This is a genomic window from Rhodopila sp. (genome assembly GCF_965277165.1).
In the GTDB taxonomy this organism is placed as follows: Bacteria; Pseudomonadota; Alphaproteobacteria; order Acetobacterales; family Acetobacteraceae; genus Rhodopila.
Genome location: NZ_CBDICE010000006.1, coordinates 2,344,374 through 2,362,416 on the forward strand (window position 1 = coordinate 2,344,374; position 18,043 = coordinate 2,362,416).

Sequence of the window (18,043 nt, forward strand, 5' to 3'; positions counted from 1 at the left end):
CGCGGTTCAGGGAAACCGCCGGCCCGAACGCGGCCCGCCGAAGCTGCACGCGAAACCCACCACGGTCACGTTACCTATGGGCAATGGAGACCGGCCGGTCCACCGGATCGGCGGCCAGAAAGCCCAGCGTATCAGCCTCCAGCACCACACAGGTCAGCTTGCCGCCGAACACCGCGCCGGTGTCGATAGCAATGCGGTTGTGGCGCACAACCGGAGCCTTCACCGGGGTATGGCCATGCACCACGACAGCACCAAAGTCAGCCTCGGAATACAGAAACGGCTGGCGAGCGCGTAGCAGATCGTCGCGCGCCTGTTGCGCCAGCTCGATGCCCGGGCGGACCCCAGCATGGATGAAGGCGTAGCCGCCTTCCCGGTGCATCAGCACCAGGTCCCGCAAGAAATCCTGGTGCGCCTGCGGAATCAGGGCCGCCCAACCCTCGCGCGGCCCGTCCGGATCGATGCCGTAGCTTTGCAGTGCCGCCCGGCCGCCGGCGAACAGCCAGTCTGTGCCGGCCGCACGCTCGCCGGAAAGCGCGTCGAGCATGGTACTTTCATGATTGCCCATCAGGTTGACCATCTCCGCCCCGGCAACCGGGCAGCCATCCAGCAGCCCGGCGATCACCCCCGCGCTATCCGCGCCGCGGTCGACGTAATCGCCGATATGCAACAGAAGAGCGGACCTGATCGGTCGCCGTGCCAGGTCCCGGGCGACGATCTCGTGCAGGTTCCCGAGTTGCCGGGCGCAGCCGTGGATGTCACCAATAGCGTAGATACGTCGGCCGGGGGGTAAACAGCCGGGCGCTGCGGCGAGTTCTATCATTGCGCACTGGCGTTACACCGCTATCGGAATGCAATCAACTCGCGCCCGTCCGCCGATCCGATGCGTGCCGGCTTGTGCCGGTTCTTAAAAAAGCAAAATGAGGAAACAGGCACCGAACCCCTGATCCCGTTGGCGCCAATCAAGCCGTGGATGCGCCGCTCACGGCGCATCCACCAGATCCACCCGCCACTCGATCGGCTCAAGCGCAGATCGATGCGATCCGCCCGACGCGAAATCGGTCGCCACGCAAGCAGCGATGCAGCGCCCCGGTATTATCGCCAGCCCGATCCTGAACTACACTGCAACAGCCAAGTGGGCCGATCCAACGCCAGATCCAAGGCGTCGGCAAACGGCCCACCAACCAGCGAGGCACCGGCGCATGGCTGAACCCCTGATCTTCGCCCGATCCGGCGACACCGACCTGACCCTGCTACCCGCGCTCGCCAATCGCCACGGCTGCATCACCGGTGCCACCGGCACCGGCAAGACCGTCAGCCTGCAAGTGCTGGCGGAAAACTTCTCCCGCATCGGCGTGCCGGTGTTCATGGCCGACGTCAAAGGCGACCTGACCGGTATCGCTGAACCCGGCGCGCCATCCGCGCGGATGAAAACCCGCCTGGACAGTCTCGGCCTGCCCGAGCCCCATTGGCAGGCCTGCCCGGTCACTTTGTGGGACGTCTGGGGCCAGCAAGGTCACCCGGTCCGCGCCACGGTCTCCGACATGGGCCCGATGCTGATGACGCGCCTGCTCAACCTTAACGAAACCCAGGAAGGCGTGCTGTCCATCGTCTTCAAGGTTGCCGACGACACTGGCCTGCTGCTGCTCGATCTGAAGGACCTGCGCGCACTGCTGCAATTCGTCGGCGACAACGCAGCGCGCTTCCGCACCCAGTACGGCAACATCTCCCCGGCCTCGATCGGCGCCATCCAGCGCGGTTTGCTGCAGATCGAGGCCCAGGGCGGCGAGCATTTCTTCGGCGAGCCGATGCTGAACATCGACGACCTGATCCAGACCGATAACGGCCAGGGGATGATCAACATCCTCGCCGCCGACCGGCTGATGAACAGCCCCCGCGTCTACGCCAGCTTCCTGCTGTGGCTGCTGTCGGAACTGTTCGAAAAACTGCCCGAGGTCGGCGAGCCCGATAAGCCCAAGCTGGTGTTCTTCTTCGACGAGGCGCACCTGCTGTTCAACGACGCGCCACGCTCCCTGCTGGACAAGGTCGAGCAGGTCGTCCGGCTCATCCGGTCCAAGGGCGTCGGGATCTACTTCGTCACCCAGAACCCGCTCGACATCCCCGACAAGGTGCTCGCCCAGCTCGGCAACCGCGTGCAGCACGCGCTGCGCGCCTTCACCCCGCGCGACCAGAAGGCGGTGAAAGCCGCGGCCGACACCATGCGGGCGAACCCGGCGCTCGATGCGGCAACCGCGATCACCCAGCTTGGCGTCGGTGAGGCGCTGATCTCCTTTCTCGACGCCAAGGGCACGCCCGAAATCACCCGGCGCGGTTTCGTGCTGCCGCCGGCGTCCCAGATCGGCCCGATCACCCCCGAACAACGCCAGGCCCTGATCCGGCAATCGATCGTCGCCGGCGTCTACGAGACCGCGGTGGACCGTGAATCGGCGTTCGAGATGCTGCGCGACCGCGCCGGCGGTGGAGCCGTCGTGCCGCCCGAGGCGCATCAGCAGGTTGCCTCGCCCGCGCCGTCGCCGCTGTCCCCCCAACCGACGAACCCACCACCGACGATCCCGCAGGCGGCCGAGGCCAACCCCTGGGGCGGCCTGTCGAACATCTTGTTCGGGTCCACCGGTCCGCGCGGCGGATATCATCCAGGCGTGGTCGACGGCCTCGCCCGCAGCGCCGCGCGAACCGTCGGCAGTACGGTGGCGCGCCAACTTGTCCGCGGCGTGCTAGGATCGTTGCTCGGAGGCGGCCGCCGTTGAATTCCGGCAACCCCAACCCCCAGGCAGCCATCCAGGAGTATCGCCATGCGCAAAAACCTCCCGATCGCCTTGACTCTGCTGGCACTGCTCGGAATGTCGCCCCTGCTGGCGGCCTGTAACACCGTGTCCGGAGCCGGCCAGGATCTCTCGGCCGGCGGCCACGCAATCAGTCACGCAGCCGAGAAGGCGACGCAATAGCGCCGGCTTTGCGGGTCGCCCCGCCGGTCCCACGCAGCGCCGCGTCACCTCGGCTGCGCCGTGAAATAGTTGATTTCCCAATCGATCACCCCCGGATGCTGCCAATCCGGGATGGCCGCGGGCTTATGTCCTGGGCGGATTGTCCAACCACGCGCAACGCCCGCACCCGCCGCCCCACGTTCTCGATGTGCGATACCAGTTCCAGCGCTGATCGTTCCCGGATCGTCATGGCCGGGAACGATCAGCGCTGGAACTCGTTCAGGATGTTCGCCCAGTGGACCCCGTCGACGTCGCTGTCGGCCGGCGGGAACCATGGAAAGATCGGGAACATGCGCTGCTCGATCAGGTCGCCAGGAAACCGAATGCGCTCCCGGGGCGAGAACACCGTCTGGTCGCCGCTTTTGCGCGCCGTGCCCAACTGTGAAGCTAGACCATGCGGCCGCCCCGTTCTCGGCACCTGACCCGTCGTAAACTTAATCCTGTGCGGTCGGTCGGATGACGATGCTGCCGACATCCACTTCGGGCGGCTGCTCGAGCGCAAAGAGGATGCCGCGCGCGACCGCATCTGGGGGGATTGCAATGCCCTTCAATCGTTCTTCGACCGCCCTCTTTGCCGGCTGATCGGTAATGGAACTCGCGAAATCCGTGGCGATCACGCCCGGCGACACCTCGGTCACGCGGAGGTTCGGCCCGGCTTCCTGCCGCAACACCTCCGTCACCGTACGCACCGCGTTCTTCGTCGCGGCGTAGACGCCCTGGGTCGGCACCATTTTCAGGCCGGAGGTCGAGATCACGTTGACAACATGGCCATGACCCTGTCGCGCGAACACCGGCAGCGCGGCGGCAATACCGTAGAGCGTGCCGCGCAGGTTCACGTCGATCATCGCGTCCCAATCCTCGACGCGAAGCGCGTCGAAGCGCGAGATCGGGCCGATTCCGGCGTTGTTGACGATGGCGTCAAGCCGACCGAAGCGTTCGATCGCGTGCCCGACCAAGGCCTCGAGATCGGAGCGCTGCGTGACGTCGGTAACCTGATACGCCGCCTGTCCTCCCGCATCGTTCAGCTCGGACGCCAGCGCGGCGAGGACATTCTCGCGGCGGGCGCCGAGCACCACGGTATATCCGCGATTGGCAAGCAGTTGCGCGGTAGCCCGCCCGATGCCGCTGCTAGCACCTGTGATCGCTATCACCTTGTTCGTGTCAGCCATACCGTGTCTCCATCGGGACTAAAACCCAGGCGTCAGCGGAGAGAAGAATTATGCTTCGTGCCGCCCGGAATTTGTCGCGCGCGTGCTACTCGCCCCGCTCCAGGCGGCCCAAGGTCTCAAGTTCTCACTTCGTCGCCATCGTGAAGCGGGTGTGCTGGATCGAAACCCGCAACCGAAGGTGCGAGCGCCTCTCCGCCGACGGCGTCTGCCTGTTCGGGTGCGTCTGGGCCTGCCTCACTGCTCGCCGCTAGACCGACCGCCGCTCCGGAAATAGCTCCAGCAGCCCGGCTTCCGTCGCCGCGCAGCGGCCGCGTTCGGTGATCAGCCCGGTCACCAGCCGGCTGGGCGTCACGTCGAACGCCGGATTGGCCGCCGCACTGTCGGCGGCAACGATCCGCATCGTGGCGATCGAGCCATCGTCCAGCCGCCCGGTCATCTCGGTCACTTCGGTCGCCGGACGCTGCTCGATCGGAATATTCGCCACCCCATCGGACAGCGTCCAGTCGATCGTCGAGGACGGCATCGCCACCCAGAACGGCACGTCGTTGTCGCGCGCCGCCAGTGCCTTCAGGTAGGTGCCGATCTTGTTGGCGGCGTCCCCGGTGCGGGACACCCGGTCGGCACCGACGATCACCAGGTCGACCATGCCGTGCTGCATGAAGTGACCCCCGGCATTGTCCGCCACCACGGTATGCGGCACGCCATGCTTGCCCAGCTCCCACGCGGTCAACGCCGCGCCCTGGTTGCGCGGGCGCGTTTCGTCCACCCAGACATGCAGATCGACGCCGGCATTGAACGCGGTATAGATCGGCGACAGCGCGGTGCCCCAATCCACCGTGGCTAGCCATCCGGCATTGCAGTGGGTCAGCACATTGACCGCCTGCCCAGGCCGCGCCGCGGCTTCGATCAGCGGCAGCCCGTGCCGACCGATACTGGCATTCTGCGCCGCGTCCTCGTCGGCGATCAGCGCCGCTTCGGCATAGCCGACAGCGACCCGCTCCGCCGCCGGCGTATTGCGCAGCCGGGTCAGCATCCGGTCCAGAGCCCATCGCAAATTGACCGCCGTCGGCCGCGTCGCGGCGATCAGTTCGGCGTCACGCTCCATCGCCTCGGTCGAGGCATCCGCGCGCAGTGCCAGGCACAGTGCATAGGCGGCCACGGCACCGATCAGCGGGGCCCCGCGCGTCTGCATCGACTTGATCGCATGGGCGGCCTCGTCCCGCGTGGCCAGGCGCAGCACCTCCAACGACCACGGCAGTTTGGTCTGGTCCAGAATATGGACCGACCAGCCGTCGCCAGGGTCCAGCCAGACGCTGCGATAAGCGATGCCGTCGATCTTCATCGCCCCATCCTTATCCTGATCTGTTCCTCATCTCGAGGCGATACGCTGCGCCAGCACGCAAACCAGGGTAAACAGCCGGCGCGCGGTATCGAAATCGATGTCGATCTTGCCGGCTAGCCGCTGGGTCATCAACTCCGCGCCCTCGTTGTGCAAGCCCCGGCGACCCATGTCGATCGCCTGGATACGCTGCTCGCGACCCTCCTCGACCGCCTTGATGTAGCTGTCCACCAGCAACTGGTAGTCCTTGACCAACCGACGGAACGGCCCAAGCGCCAGCCCGACCGCGGTCAGCGGGTCGCCGGCCACGTCCCTGATGTCGAAAATCAACCGCCCTTCCAGGATCGACAGATGCAGCGCATACGGCCCCGGCGCTTCGGTACCGATCAATGGCGCGAAGTGATTGGCTGCCGCCAGATCGGCAACCGCCTGCTCGCGGTCCGCCTCGATGAACGGCGAAAGGTTATTGGGCACATCGCCATCCAAGATCACCCGATCGAGACGCGAGGCGCTGACCGCGGAGCTGCTCATGTTTCGGCGGCGTCGATTTTCAGCATATTCAGATTGAGCATCAGCCCGACCGTGCCGCCCTTGATCGGTCGCAGCAAACCGATCGCCAAGACCAATGTCAACGGAATGAAGATCGACGACATCAGCCAGATCGGAGGCTGGCCCATACGATCGACGATGATCAACAGCGGCACCACCACATGAGCGGTGACCAGGATGGTGAAATACGACGGCGCATCGTCAGCTCGGGCCAGCCCCAGCGGCGCATCGCAGTTCTGGCACGCGGTCACCACGCGAAGAAAGCCGTTGAACAGGTGGGCCTCGCCGCAAGCCGGGCAGCGCCCCATCAGACCCCGGCCGATCGCGGTGACCAGGGGCGGATGCGGCCAGGGGTTGGTGGCGACAGACCGATCGGGCTGCCATCGCATTGGGGTCATATTCAGGTCCTTCCGGCCGCCTGACAGAAGATTAACCCCGATGAGTCATCGGGTTAAACGCAGGCGGGCGACAAATCGGCCGGAAATATAGGCCTCGCTGCGCCGCAATACCATATCGGCCGTCTTGATCCCTGACCCGCGCCGGCGGAAGAATGCGGCATGGCCCGCGTCCTGGTAATCAATCCTAATAGCTCTGAGGCATGTTCCGCGGCGATCTCTCGAACCCTGGCACCGTTCCGATTCAATGCCGGTCCAAACTTCGACGTCGCCACCCTGCCGGAGGGCCCCCCGGCAATCTACTCCTGGCGCGACTGGCACGCCGTCGTGGAACCGATGTGCCGCCTGGTCGAGCGCTCCGACGCTGATGCCTACATCATCGCCTGCGCCTCCGATCCGGGGATCGAGGCCGTGCGCGCCGTCACTGCCCGTCCGGTGCTGGGCATCTTCCGCTCCGCGGTCGCCGCCGCGGTGGCGCGTGCCGAACGGTTCGGCGTGATCGCGCTTGTCGAATCGTCCAGGGCGCGCCACCAACTCGCGCTGCGCGCGATGGGGCTGGGCGACCGCCTGGCGGGCGAGGTGGCACTGAATGTATCAATGGACACCTTACTGGAGCCCGACGCAGCCGGCGCTGCGCTTCTCGCCGCCGGGCGCCAGCTCGCCGATTTGGGCGCCGGGACGGTGATCCTGGGATGCACCGGCATGGCGCACCACGCGGCGGCGCTTCGCGGCGCGCTTGGGCTGCCGGTGATCGACCCGACCCAGGCCGCCGGGGGTCTCGCGATTGGAATGCTGGCCGGCATTTCGTGCATCAATCAAGCGCATCACGCCTCTGACTTCCTGCCCCTCGGTGCCGGTATCGCCCGCCCCCAGACCGGCGGCTAAAGCCCGCGGGATTGGCAGCAGGATCAGCGCGGCAAGGACACTGCCACTCCGCGCCAGCTCTTTGCCCTGACGTTGGCGTCATGCCCCCGGTCGGTGGCGATCGGGACCGGCTGCGTTGACGCTCCGCCGACCCGCGCCTAGCGTGCCGACCTCGTCAAACTCGGGAGAAAGCCTCCATGACCACCAAACTCAAGGCGCGCATCGACGCGGGCAAGGCAAACGTCAATGGTTGGCTTGCAATCCCGTCCGGTTTCTCCGCGGAGGTGATGGCCCAGTGCGGATGGGATAGCGTCACGGTCGACATGCAGCACGGCGTGCAGGACTACCAGTCCATGGTTCAGTGTTTTCAGGCCATGCAGGCTCATCCGGTTACGCCGCTCGTCCGCGTGCCTTGGAACGAACCCGGAATTATAGGCAAGTGCCTGGACGGAGGCGCAATGGGTATCGTCTGCCCGATGGTCAACACCGCGGCCGAGGCGAAAGCACTGGCCGATGCTTGTCTGTATCCGCCGGCCGGTAAGCGCAGCAACGGCCCCATCCGGGCCGCCATGTATGGCGAGGCGAGCAGCTACCAGGCGACCGCGAACAACGAAATCCTGGTCATCCCAATGATCGAGACTCAGCAAGCCATCGATAATATCGACGAAATCCTGAGCGTCCCCGGTATGAACGGCATCTATGTCGGCCCATCCGACATGGGATTGTCGCTCGGGCTGATCCCAATCCTCGACCGCGAGGAGCCCGTCATCCTCGAAATCTATGGCAAGCTGCTGGCTTCATGCAAAAGGCATGGCAAGTTCGCAGGCATTCACAACGGAACCGCTGCCTATGCCGCGCGAATGATGCAGATGGGCTTTCAACTCTGCACCATTGCCAACGACAGCGGGCTTATGGCCCGCGCGGCGCGTGAAGCCGTTGGTGCTACTCGGAAGGCCGCCGGAGAAATCGCCAACTGACTCGGTTCGCCCAAGCAAGAACGATCACGGAAGCCAATGCCGAACAAGCTATAAATGCGACGACAGCCGCCGCAAGGTGATGCGGGTCATCATCAGAGTTGGGGTCCGGCAGGCGCGCCGGATCGTAACTACAAAAGCACGATCACCGGGTCGGCGTGATCAGGGCTGAGGTCGGGGAACCGAAGGGCGGCATATCAAGAGCAGCATCAATCCAGCCGCGTTTGCATCTGAACAATGCCCCCCTCAACACCTCATCCCAGTCCGCTTCCTCGTTGCCGGCTGTCTGATGGAACCCAGCGGCCCGCGTTACGCAAATCGTCTATCTGGATCGGGCCGATCGGCTTGTCCTCCAGGAACAGCAGCAAATCGTGACTGTTGGGACTGCTTGGATCAGTCGGCCAGGGCGGATTGAAGACCTCGCGGCGGATGCCGTGAAAGCTGTGACAGTCCTGACCTCTCATCGCGGCGGCCCAAGCGATAGCCCGGTTCGCCTGTCGACCGATCGATTGCCATTCTGCTTCCACTAGGTCCTGATGCGCCGGCGCATTGGCCCTGCAAAAGAAGATACGGGTAGTCGTGAAGATACGGGTAGTCGTATTGAAAGGCGAGCCCGTGTCCCCTACCGGCCCATCACCAGCCGGACGCGGCATAGATCGACGATACGCTCCGTCTCCGTCACGAATTCAGAAAAATCTTGCCTGGATTCATCACGCCGCGCGGGTCCAGCGCCTGCTTCACCGCATGCATCACGCTCAGCGCCTCCGCACCGTGCTCCTGCTCGAGAAACTCCCGCTTGCCGATGCCGACACCATGCTCGCCGCTGCACGAACCGCCCAGCGCCAGTGCCCGGGCAACGATTTTCTTGTCGAGCGCCCACGCCCGCGCCATCCCGTCGGGCTCCGGCGGCACCATGATCACGGTGTGGAAGTTGCCGTCCCCGACATGGCCGACGATCGGCGCGGTCAGGCCGGAGTCGGTGATATCCTGCTTGGCGCCCAGGATGGCCTCGCTCAACCGCGAAATCGGCACGATCGCGTCCGTCGCGATCCCCTTATGACCGGGCTTCCACGCCAGGCAAGCCCAGAGCGCGTCATGCCGAGCCTCCCACAGCTTGGCGCGCTCGGCCGGCTCGGTCGCCCACGCAAACCCCAGACCATTGTAGCCCGCGGCAATCTCCTCCGCCTGACCGGCCTGTTCGGCAACACCCGCCGGAGTGCCGTGAAATTCGAAGAACAGTGTCGGCAGCACATTCAGCCCCTGCAGCTTCGAATAGGCGATGCAGGCTGCCATCTGCACGTCGTCCAGCAGTTCGATCCGCGCCACCGGGATACCCAATTGCAGGATGGCGATCACCGTCTCAACCGCATCCTGCAGCGTCCGGAACTGACAGGTGGCCGAGGACACCGCTTCCGGAATGCCCCACAGACGAAGCTGGATCTCGGTGATGATCCCCAGCGTCCCCTCGGAGCCGACGAACAGCCGGGTCAGGTCGTAGCCGGACGACGACTTGCGCACCCGCCCCCCGGTGCGGATCGGCCGCCCATCAGGCATCACCACCGACAAGCCCAGCACATTGTCCCGCATCGTGCCGTAGCGGACCGCATTGGTGCCCGAGGCGCGGGTCGCCGACATCCCGCCGATGGTGCAAACCGAGGTGCCCGGATCGACCGGAAAAAACAATCCGACGTCGCGCAAATACGTGTTCAACTGCTCCTGGGTGACGCCCGCCTCGACCCGGCAATCCATGTCCGCCTGGCTAACGTCCAGCACCCGGTTCATCCGCGACAGGTCCAGCGTGATGCCGCCGCGAACCGGCGTCACATGCCCCTCCAGCGAGGTCCCTGCACCCCATGGCACCACCGGGACATGTTCGGCATGGCAAAGGGCCATCAACCGGCACGCTTCGTCAGTCGATTCCACGAAGGCGACGGCATCGGGCATCACCGGCGTCTGGGTGTCCTGACCATGCGAATGGTGGTCGCGCAGCGCGTCATTGGTGGTGATCCGCTCGCCCAGAAAACCGGCCGCGGCGGCGATAACGGCTTCAACCGACATGACCTTTTCCTGACCGGTGGTTGGTCTAGAAAATGGACAAAAGGGGGTCCTGTGGCAAGCCTCGGCCCGCTTTCGTGATTGCTTGTCGCCCTGGCGACCCGCCGCCGTGCGTCAAGCCCCGGTTCAGGCCGTGTGCCAGCCAAACTGTTGCGGCTTGCGCCCGGCCTCCGGATGCAGCCGCACATTCACCAGCGCCGGCCCGTCGAACGCCATCGCCGCATCCAGCGCGCCGCGCAGGTCCTTCGGGTCCTCGATATACCAGCCCTTGCCGCCGAACGCCTCCATCATCCTGTCGTAGCGCGCCCCGATGGTCAGCACCCGAGGCGGCAGCTTGGCGCGATCCTCGGGGAAATCGGCGATCCCGCCACCGATCCCGCCGTTGTTCAAAACCACCACCTTGACCGGCAGCTGGTAACGGCACGCGGTCTCGATCTCCATCCCCGAGAACCCGATCGCCGAATCCCCCGACACCGAAACGATCGGCCGATCCGGATGCACCACCGCGGCGGCAATGGCAAACCCCATGCCGATCCCCATCGTGCCGTAGCTACCGGCGTCCAGCCGCAGCCGAGGCGCGGTGTTCGGCAACTGGGTGCGCCCGATATCCATCGTGTTCGCCCCCTCGCCGATGATCACCGCATCATTCGGCACCCAGGCGCTGATATCCTTCAGCGCTCGGTAGTAATTGGTCGGCGTCGAGTTGTCCTCGATCATTGGCTTGATCTGGCGAGCGTTGGCAGCTGATTTCTCCGCGATCGCGGCGCGCCACGGCGTGTCCTTGGGATAGAACCACTGCCGGTTCTCCAGCGACTTGTTCAACTGCCCGACGATCGCGCGGCCATCGCCGACCAGCGCCACCTCGGCCGGAACATTCTGCCCGATCGCCTCGGGCGAGATGTCGAGCTGCACGATCCGCACCTTCTTGTTGAAGCGCGGCGGCAGGCCGAAATGCATGATCCAGTTCAACCGAGCGCCCAGCAGGACGATCACGTCGGCCTCTTGCAGCGCGTGGCTGCGCGCCGCGCCGACCGACAGCGGATGGGTGTCGTCCATCACGCCCTTACCCATCGGCGAGGCCAGGAACGGCACCTGCGTGCGCTCGACGAACGCCCGCACCTCGTCCTCGGCGCGTGACCAGGCCATGCCTTTGCCGACGATCACCAGCGGCCGTTCCGCCGATTCCAGGACATTCAGCGCGTTGTCGATGTCGGGCTGCATCGCGGCCATCCGCGGCGGTTCGGCGACAGTCGCCGCCTGATGCACCTTGTCCTCTTCGACTTCGCCCAGGATGATGTCATCGGGCATGTCCAGGTAGCTCGCCCCAGGGCGGCCATAGATCGAATGCCGTACCGCCATTTCGACGTAGAACGGAATGCGGTGAACATGCTCGACCGCGTGGGCAAACTTGCAGAACGGCGAGGCGATCTGCACCTGCCGCTCTTCCTGGAACGCCCCCATGCCGTTCTGATAGGTCGGTGAGGCGCCCCCGATCAGGATCATCGGCCAGCAGTTCTGCTGCGCGTTGGCCAGCCCGGCCAGCCCGTGCACCACGCCCGGTCCCGACACCACCAGGGCCGCTCCGGGCCGTCCGGTCATGTAGCCGACCGCCTGGGCCGCGTAGGACGCGGATTGCTCGTTGCGCATGCCGATATAGTGGATGCCCTGCTTCTGCGCCGCGACGGCGATTGGCCCGACCGGAAATCCGACGATGCCAAACATATACTCGACACCCTGCTGCTTCAGGCTGCGTGCCATTAAGGTGGCGCCGTCGATCTTGCTCATGTGATGTTCCCCCTTGCCGCGGCCGGCCAGCCCAAGCGTTGCTGCATCCGGTCTGAATGAATCGCGTTGCCGTCAGATTGGGCGATTATCGGGGCGCTGCAAAGGGGCAGGCCCGATCTGGCCGCGGCGGCGGCATGATAGTTCCGATATCGACGTCGGGGATGTCACGGCGAAAGCGCGAACCAACCGCCGACGGACGCGATGATGCCTGTCCGTTTCGGCCGCCCAGCGAGGCTCTCCCGACAGCTTAAAATATCATCATCGAATGCGGGTCCGGGTTGAAGCCGCTGCCCCGATCCGGGTAAGCGGTCGTCAAGTAAGCCCAATGGCATGCTGACACCAAATGCATGTTGCATTCAGTAGCGCGTTACTATAATACGTCGCGCACCAGTTAAACGCGTGCGATTGCTCATGACGATTACCTTTAAGCGCTTGATGTGCCTCGGTTGTGGTTTCTCGTACGATGAGGCTCTGGGACTGCCAGAGCACGGCATCGCGCCCGGAACCCGTTGGGACGACATCCCCGAAGACTGGGTTTGCCCCGATTGCGGTACGCCCAAGGATCAATTCGAGATGGTCGTCCTCGGTTACGCCGTCGGCGGACAGGATCTCGCCCAAAAAGCCTGATCAACATTCAACCAACGAGAGCAACAAGATGACGCAATCGTTCCTCCTCCGCGCCAAGGACCGCGGCCATGATGTGATCTATTCCGAGGGGAGCGCGTCGTCCTATGTCGCCGGACACCCCAGCAGTTTCATCAGCCGGGAATCTTCGTTCAACTTTCACCAATACCAAAGCGGGCGCCCCGGCTTCGGGGCGGTGCGCGTGTGGGGCGACGAAACGTTTCATGGTGCGGGATGCGGCTACAACATGCATCCACACCATAACTTCGTCATCTGCGCTTTCGTTCTGGAAGGTGAACTGACGCACGTCAACACGGCCGGGCGGGGCACCGTCGATCAACTCAGACAGGGCGACTACTACGTCTTCTCGGCAGGATCAGGCGGCAAGCACTGCGAGCTCAGCATCGGTCCGGAAGATATGCACGCCTTCTACCTGTGGCTGATACCGAATCAGCTTTACCTGCCGCCTTCCTACTTGCGGTCCCACTTCGACCTTCGCGAACGCCGAAATCGTATCGTTCAGTTGGTCGGCGACGCCGATGGAGCTCTTCCGGTCCCGCAGGATCTGCGCGTCTCACGCATCGTGACCGATCTGCCTGGCACCTACACCTACACCCAGCGCTCCCCACAACACGGCGTCTTTGTCTTCGTCGTGGATGGAGAGCTGAAATCCGGCGACGTTACGCTCGGCCGCCGCGACAGCCTTGGCGTCTCGGGTGCGGAAACGATCGAGTGCCAGATGGCCGACACCACTGACGTGTTCTTCGTCGAGACGTCCATGCCCGACAATGCCCGTGTTCGCGAATGGGAAAAACATCAGGGCGATGACGGCTGAGAGCAGCACGCCCAGCCAGCAGAGAGGAACGAGAAAGCAAGATGCCAGTCATGGATGTGGGTTACGCATCGGGTAGTCTGGACATTGCCTCCAAGGCTGCGCTTGCCTGCGTCTCACAGACGTCCTTATCCAGATGAAGTGCGGCGCTGATACACCGATCGACGGTGCCTTCGCCTGGGTGTTCTTCACGGCGTTCGCGTCAGACGATCTGTGGGCCGCCGGACGCCCAAGCGGACAGTTCGACTGTGCAGCCAGGTTCGTCGTTCATATCACGATTTCGGAAGGCTAAATGAGCCGCGTCCATAAGAATGAGGTCCATCGCCGGGTAGCCTCGGCGATCACCTCGGCGACAGGGGCTAACGATCCTGACATCAGCATCCTGACCATCATTCACGAGGTGACAGAAGGCAACTGCGGAACCCCAGGCCGGCCAATCAGTCTTGGGAGCATTTCCGAGGCGGTGGGACAGTTGGCCGATGGTCCGCATATGGTGTGGTCGCGCTCCTATTTCGCCGCCAAGACAGGGGCAATGGCTAGTGCCGGGTTCCCCCTGGACGCAGGGGGCCTGTTGCCATCGATTTCGCCTGATGCAGCCCGGATGGGAGAATCGCCATCCTAATTTTCCTCGTTGCCCAGCTTTCGCGGTGGCACTTCCTGAGCACGAATTGGCTTTCGAGCTCAACATCTCCTTATAGCCAGTCGTAGTGGCGCACTCTGTCGCCAATTCGGCTGGGCTCGGCTGAAGATCCGAACCAAGGACGGAACCGGCAGGATAACGATGGATCAAAACTTGCGCGAAAAGGTCCTGCAGCTTGTGCGTGCCGAGATCATCTCGGGTCAGAGCCTGCCGGGAGCGATGTATTCGGTTCCGACCTTGGCTGCCGATCTTGGTGTTTCTACGACGCCGGTCCGTGAGGCCTTGCTCGAACTCGCTCGTAACGGCCTCGTCGACCCGATGCGCAATCGCGGCTTCAAGGTGACGGCGACGACGCTTGAAGATCTGCGCAATCTTTTCGACGTTCGAGAGCTTGTTGAGGTTCGTGCCGCTGAGATACTAGCCAATCGTCATGAGAAATCCTTGGACGGGCTGCGCTCTCTTGCCGACGATATCAGGTATGCGGTGGCGGCTGATGATATCAGTGAGTATCTGGCGGCCGACCGGAACTTTCATTACGCCTTCATCGATGCAGCCGGCAATGCGCTTCTAACGGAAATGGCGATGTCGTTGCGCGACAAGATGCGGCTCTACGGCATCGCGTCCCGGGCGGGCAGGGAGCGTCAGGCCGACTCCGTGCGGGAACACTTTCGGCTGATCGAATTGGCCGCTGCCGGCGATGCAAAGTCGATCAAGCCGCTCGTGAGAAAACACATCCGAACGTGGGAACCGATCTTTATCGAGGCTGTTGAGAATAGCGGACGGCAGCCATTGCAAAGCCGCTTTTGACCCGATTTAGCTGGTTCCATTTCTCTATCCGGCCCGAAGCAGGGTGGTGTGAGAGTTTTGTGCCAACGACGAGCACGGCCCCGCCTAGCTCCGTGATCTGTCTGCGTTCCCCACCATCGGGTGCAGTCCTTCGGGGGTCTATAGACAGCGTCGTCTTGAAGACAGCCTTGTTCGCCGCTGTGGATTACGCAGCACGCCGCTCGTCTAACATACCGCGGTCATGCTCGTTATTGACTTTAGCGAACGGGTTGCAGGTCAGGACAGGATTGCGGAGACTACCGAGGGAAATCGAACAGGCTCAGGGGGCGGCTCAATGATCGAGGTCAACGGAATGGCACACGTCATTCTCACGGTCAGTGACTTCGACGCATCACGCGCATTCTATTGCGAGCTTTTACCATTTCTCGGTTTGAAGAAGGTCTATGACGGCAACAATTTCGTCTACCATGTCGGAGGCCGCACGGCGCTGGGCATTCAGCGCTGCGCGCCCGAGTACGAAGGCCAACGTTTCATGCAAAACCGCGTCGGGCTCCACCACCTGTGCCTGCGTGCCCGCTGACGCCAGGACGTGGACAAGGCCGCGCAAAAATTGCGCGAAATGGGCGCCCGCATCGACCGAGGTCCGATCGAACGTGAATGGGCGGAAGGCTACTATTTTTTCGTGTTCGAGGACCCCGACGGCATCCGGCTCGAAATCAACCACATCCCCGGCAAGGGGCTGCTGACCGAAGGCGGCAGGCAGAGTCCGAGTGATGATCCGAACTGGGATCAGAACGCCTGACACCCATCCCAGCCAAGTCAACCATACGGCGGTGAATCCGCCCGGCCTTGGACCGCCTGCTCGGGTTGTCCGGCGGCACTCAGCACCGCACCGTTGCCGGGGTTCCGTGTAGCAACGCACCGGGCTAGCCTGCCGCCGAATACCAGGGAGCAGGCAGATGGGCGAGCGCCGGCGGGTTTCGGTCGCGTACGACACCGTGTCGATCGACGTCATACAGGATGAAGCGGACATAGAGCCGGCGGACGCTCTTGTCCTGCTGCCATCTTCCTCGCGTGATTCCGAGGATTTCGACGCCATCGCCCAGATGTTCGCAGCCGTCGGGTTTCGCGTCCTGCGCCCGCAACCCAGGGGCATGTGCGGCAGTACCGGCCCGATGCAGGACCTGACGCTGCACGACTACGCCCGCGACGTCGCGACAGTGATCGAGCAACTGGCCCAGCCGCCATGCTTCGTGCTCGGCCATGCCTTCGGACAATGGATCGGCCGCTGCCTCTCGGCCGACCACCCGCATCTGGTGCGCGGCGTGATCCTGGCCGCAGCGGCCGCCAAATCAGCCAATCCGGCGCTGCGTGAGGAACTCGCGAAGTGCGTCGATACCAGCCTGCCCGATCCGGTCCGCCTCGCCGCCCTGCGCGTCGCGTTCTTCGCCCCCAACCATGACCCGACGCCGTGGCTGGGCAACTGGCACCCGGTTGCGTCGAAGGCCCAGCGCGCCGCCAGCGCCGCCACGCCGCAAGCCGAGTGGTGGACCGCCGGATCCGCGCCGGTACTCGATCTGCAGGCCGAACTCGACCCCTGGCGCCCGGCCGACACGCGCAACACCATCCGCGACGATCTCGGCGCCGAGCGTGTCAGCGTCGTCCTCATTCCCGACGCCAGCCACGCGCTGATCCCCGAACAGCCGCAAGCCGTGGTGCGCGCGGTGCGCGAATGGACCCGCACGATCTGAATTCCGCCCCGAACCGAGGAATGTCCACCACGCGCGGACGCGGCGAACAACAAACCACCAGGAGGACCCGCCATGACCCCGCCTCGCCAACCGCCGTTCCGCGCCGATCACGTCGGCAGCCTGTTGCGCCCGGAACCGCTGCGCCAGGCGCGCGCCAGCGCGAAAGCCGGCGCCCTGCCGCCCGACGCCCTGCGCCAAATCGAGGACACCTGCATCGCCGCCGCCATCGCCAGGCAACAGGACATCGGCCTGCGCGCCGCCACCGACGGCGAATACCGCCGCGCCTACTGGCACTATGATTTCGTCGCCGGCCTCGATGGCGTCGAGATCTACGAACCCGAGGAGAAGATCCAATTCCACGGCAACGTCCCGCTGCGCCACAAGCTGCGGGTGAACGGGCGCATCGGCTGGACCCAGCCGACGATGATCGAGGATTACCGCTTCCTCGCCGGCCACGTGGGTAATTCGGTTGCCAAGCAAACCATTCCATCGCCCTCGGTGGTGCATTTCCGCGGCGGCCGGCAGGCGATCGATAAAGCCGCCTACCCCAGTTTGGACGGCTTCTTTGCCGACCTCGGCGCCGCCTACCACAAGGCCGTCGCCGCTTTCGGCGCCGCCGGCTGCCGCTATCTGCAACTGGACGAGGTCAACATCGCCTATCTGTGCGACCCCGAACAGATCGCGATGCTGAAGGCGCGCGGCGAACACGTCGATAACCTGCTGACCATCTACGCCGACATGCTGAACCAGGCGATCGCCGGCCGTTCGCCAGGGATGACGATCTCGATGCACCTCTGCCGCGGCAACTTCCGCTCCACCTTCGTCGCATCGGGCGGTTACGAACCGGTCGCCGAGGTGTTGTTCAACCAGATCGACGCCGACGCCTACTTCATGGAATACGACACCGAACGCGCCGGCGGTTTCGAACCGCTGCGCTTCGTCCCGCGCGGCCACAAGATCGTCGTGCTCGGCATCATCACCAGCAAGACCGGCGAACTGGAAAGCAAGGACGAATTGAAACGCCGCATTGACCAGGCCGCGAAATACCTGCCGCTGGAACAACTCGCGCTGTCACCCCAATGCGGCTTCGCCTCCACCGAGGAGGGCAACACGCTGACCGAGGATCAGCAATGGGCTAAATTATCCCGCTGCGTCGAAGTGGCCCGAGAAGTCTGGGGCGACCTCTGACCCGCAACCCAAAAAGCCCCCGCAAGCACGAATTTTTCAACCATCGACTGCTGCTCCTTGCCCGCGCAAGACCAATTCAAATACGGCACG

20 protein-coding genes are annotated in these 18,043 nt (G+C 64.2%); 11 read left to right on the forward strand and 9 right to left on the reverse strand.

What is annotated here, in order from left to right:
* Positions 1 to 70 precede the first annotated feature (70 nt).
* A complete protein-coding gene (locus ACQY4Y_RS22970; protein ID WP_428492893.1) occupies positions 71 to 820 on the reverse strand; it encodes a metallophosphoesterase in 750 nt (249 codons plus the stop codon).
* Positions 821 to 1,199: 379 nt separating this feature from the next.
* On the opposite strand from ACQY4Y_RS22970, the gene ACQY4Y_RS22975 reads away from it, so the two are divergent.
* Entirely contained in the window at positions 1,200 to 2,765 is a 1,566-nt protein-coding gene (locus ACQY4Y_RS22975; protein WP_428492894.1) for a helicase HerA-like domain-containing protein, read from the forward strand.
* Positions 2,766 to 2,810: 45 nt separating this feature from the next.
* The gene (locus ACQY4Y_RS22980) at positions 2,811 to 2,963 is read left to right on the forward strand and encodes an entericidin A/B family lipoprotein (protein ID WP_428492895.1); all 153 of its coding nucleotides are present in this window, start codon (positions 2,811 to 2,813) and stop codon (positions 2,961 to 2,963) included.
* A gap of 241 nt (positions 2,964 to 3,204) precedes the next feature.
* Here ACQY4Y_RS22980 and ACQY4Y_RS22985 read toward each other — a convergent pair whose 3' ends face one another.
* The 5 genes from ACQY4Y_RS22985 to ACQY4Y_RS23005 all read right to left on the reverse strand — a co-directional run bounded on the left by ACQY4Y_RS22985 (position 3,205) and on the right by ACQY4Y_RS23005 (position 6,457).
* The gene (locus tag ACQY4Y_RS22985) at positions 3,205 to 3,381 is read right to left on the reverse strand and encodes a hypothetical protein (RefSeq protein ID WP_428492896.1); all 177 of its coding nucleotides are present in this window, start codon (positions 3,379 to 3,381) and stop codon (positions 3,205 to 3,207) included.
* Positions 3,382 to 3,436: 55 nt separating this feature from the next.
* Positions 3,437 to 4,171, reverse strand: coding sequence for an SDR family oxidoreductase (locus tag ACQY4Y_RS22990; protein ID WP_428492897.1), 735 nt, complete (start codon positions 4,169 to 4,171; stop codon positions 3,437 to 3,439).
* A 247-nt stretch (positions 4,172 to 4,418) separates the two neighbouring features.
* On the reverse strand, positions 4,419 to 5,513 hold the full coding sequence (gene mtnA / locus ACQY4Y_RS22995; protein WP_428492898.1) for an S-methyl-5-thioribose-1-phosphate isomerase: 1,095 nt from the start codon (positions 5,511 to 5,513) through the stop codon (positions 4,419 to 4,421).
* A gap of 27 nt (positions 5,514 to 5,540) precedes the next feature.
* Entirely contained in the window at positions 5,541 to 6,041 is a 501-nt protein-coding gene (locus tag ACQY4Y_RS23000; RefSeq protein WP_428492899.1) for a UPF0262 family protein, read from the reverse strand.
* Entirely contained in the window at positions 6,038 to 6,457 is a 420-nt protein-coding gene (locus tag ACQY4Y_RS23005; protein WP_428492900.1) for a DUF983 domain-containing protein, read from the reverse strand. Before ACQY4Y_RS23005 ends, ACQY4Y_RS23000 begins: the two co-directional genes overlap by 4 nt.
* A 159-nt stretch (positions 6,458 to 6,616) precedes the next feature.
* On the opposite strand from ACQY4Y_RS23005, the gene ACQY4Y_RS23010 reads away from it, so the two are divergent.
* Together ACQY4Y_RS23010 and ACQY4Y_RS23015 are read left to right on the forward strand one after the other, a co-directional pair.
* Positions 6,617 to 7,339 (forward strand): aspartate/glutamate racemase family protein, encoded by a 723-nt coding sequence (locus ACQY4Y_RS23010; RefSeq protein WP_428492901.1) that lies wholly within the window; start codon positions 6,617 to 6,619, stop codon positions 7,337 to 7,339.
* A 176-nt stretch (positions 7,340 to 7,515) separates the two neighbouring features.
* Positions 7,516 to 8,295 carry an HpcH/HpaI aldolase family protein gene (locus ACQY4Y_RS23015; RefSeq protein ID WP_428492902.1) on the forward strand — a complete coding sequence of 260 codons (780 nt, stop codon included), beginning with the start codon at positions 7,516 to 7,518 and terminating at the stop codon, positions 8,293 to 8,295.
* A 251-nt stretch (positions 8,296 to 8,546) separates the two neighbouring features.
* Here the strand turns inward: ACQY4Y_RS23015 and ACQY4Y_RS23020 are convergent, their stop codons facing one another.
* The 3 genes from ACQY4Y_RS23020 to oxc all read right to left on the reverse strand — a co-directional run bounded on the left by ACQY4Y_RS23020 (position 8,547) and on the right by oxc (position 12,132).
* Positions 8,547 to 8,945, reverse strand: coding sequence for a hypothetical protein (locus ACQY4Y_RS23020; RefSeq protein WP_428492903.1), 399 nt, complete (start codon positions 8,943 to 8,945; stop codon positions 8,547 to 8,549).
* A 25-nt stretch (positions 8,946 to 8,970) separates the two neighbouring features.
* Positions 8,971 to 10,350 carry an FAD-binding oxidoreductase gene (locus ACQY4Y_RS23025; protein WP_428492904.1) on the reverse strand — a complete coding sequence of 460 codons (1,380 nt, stop codon included), beginning with the start codon at positions 10,348 to 10,350 and terminating at the stop codon, positions 8,971 to 8,973.
* Between the two features lie 123 nt (positions 10,351 to 10,473).
* Entirely contained in the window at positions 10,474 to 12,132 is a 1,659-nt protein-coding gene (gene oxc, locus ACQY4Y_RS23030; protein ID WP_428492905.1) for an oxalyl-CoA decarboxylase, read from the reverse strand.
* Positions 12,133 to 12,543: 411 nt separating this feature from the next.
* Between oxc and ACQY4Y_RS23035 the strand changes: the two genes are divergently transcribed.
* The 7 genes from ACQY4Y_RS23035 (at position 12,544) to ACQY4Y_RS23065 (ending at position 17,953) form a co-directional block, all read left to right on the forward strand.
* On the forward strand, positions 12,544 to 12,759 hold the full coding sequence (locus tag ACQY4Y_RS23035) for a rubredoxin (protein WP_428492906.1): 216 nt from the start codon (positions 12,544 to 12,546) through the stop codon (positions 12,757 to 12,759).
* A gap of 28 nt (positions 12,760 to 12,787) precedes the next feature.
* A complete protein-coding gene (locus ACQY4Y_RS23040) occupies positions 12,788 to 13,591 on the forward strand; it encodes a pirin family protein (RefSeq protein ID WP_428492907.1) in 804 nt (267 codons plus the stop codon).
* A gap of 790 nt (positions 13,592 to 14,381) precedes the next feature.
* Entirely contained in the window at positions 14,382 to 15,035 is a 654-nt protein-coding gene (locus ACQY4Y_RS23045; RefSeq protein ID WP_428492908.1) for a GntR family transcriptional regulator, read from the forward strand.
* A 313-nt stretch (positions 15,036 to 15,348) separates the two neighbouring features.
* Complete coding sequence (locus ACQY4Y_RS23050) at positions 15,349 to 15,594, forward strand: VOC family protein (protein WP_428492909.1); 246 nt, start codon at positions 15,349 to 15,351, stop codon at positions 15,592 to 15,594.
* Between the two features lie 9 nt (positions 15,595 to 15,603).
* Entirely contained in the window at positions 15,604 to 15,816 is a 213-nt protein-coding gene (locus ACQY4Y_RS23055; RefSeq protein ID WP_428492910.1) for a VOC family protein, read from the forward strand.
* Positions 15,817 to 15,973: 157 nt separating this feature from the next.
* On the forward strand, positions 15,974 to 16,765 hold the full coding sequence (locus ACQY4Y_RS23060; RefSeq protein ID WP_428492911.1) for an alpha/beta fold hydrolase: 792 nt from the start codon (positions 15,974 to 15,976) through the stop codon (positions 16,763 to 16,765).
* A gap of 72 nt (positions 16,766 to 16,837) precedes the next feature.
* The gene (locus ACQY4Y_RS23065; protein ID WP_428492912.1) at positions 16,838 to 17,953 is read left to right on the forward strand and encodes a 5-methyltetrahydropteroyltriglutamate--homocysteine S-methyltransferase; all 1,116 of its coding nucleotides are present in this window, start codon (positions 16,838 to 16,840) and stop codon (positions 17,951 to 17,953) included.
* The last annotated feature ends 90 nt before the right edge of the window (positions 17,954 to 18,043 follow it).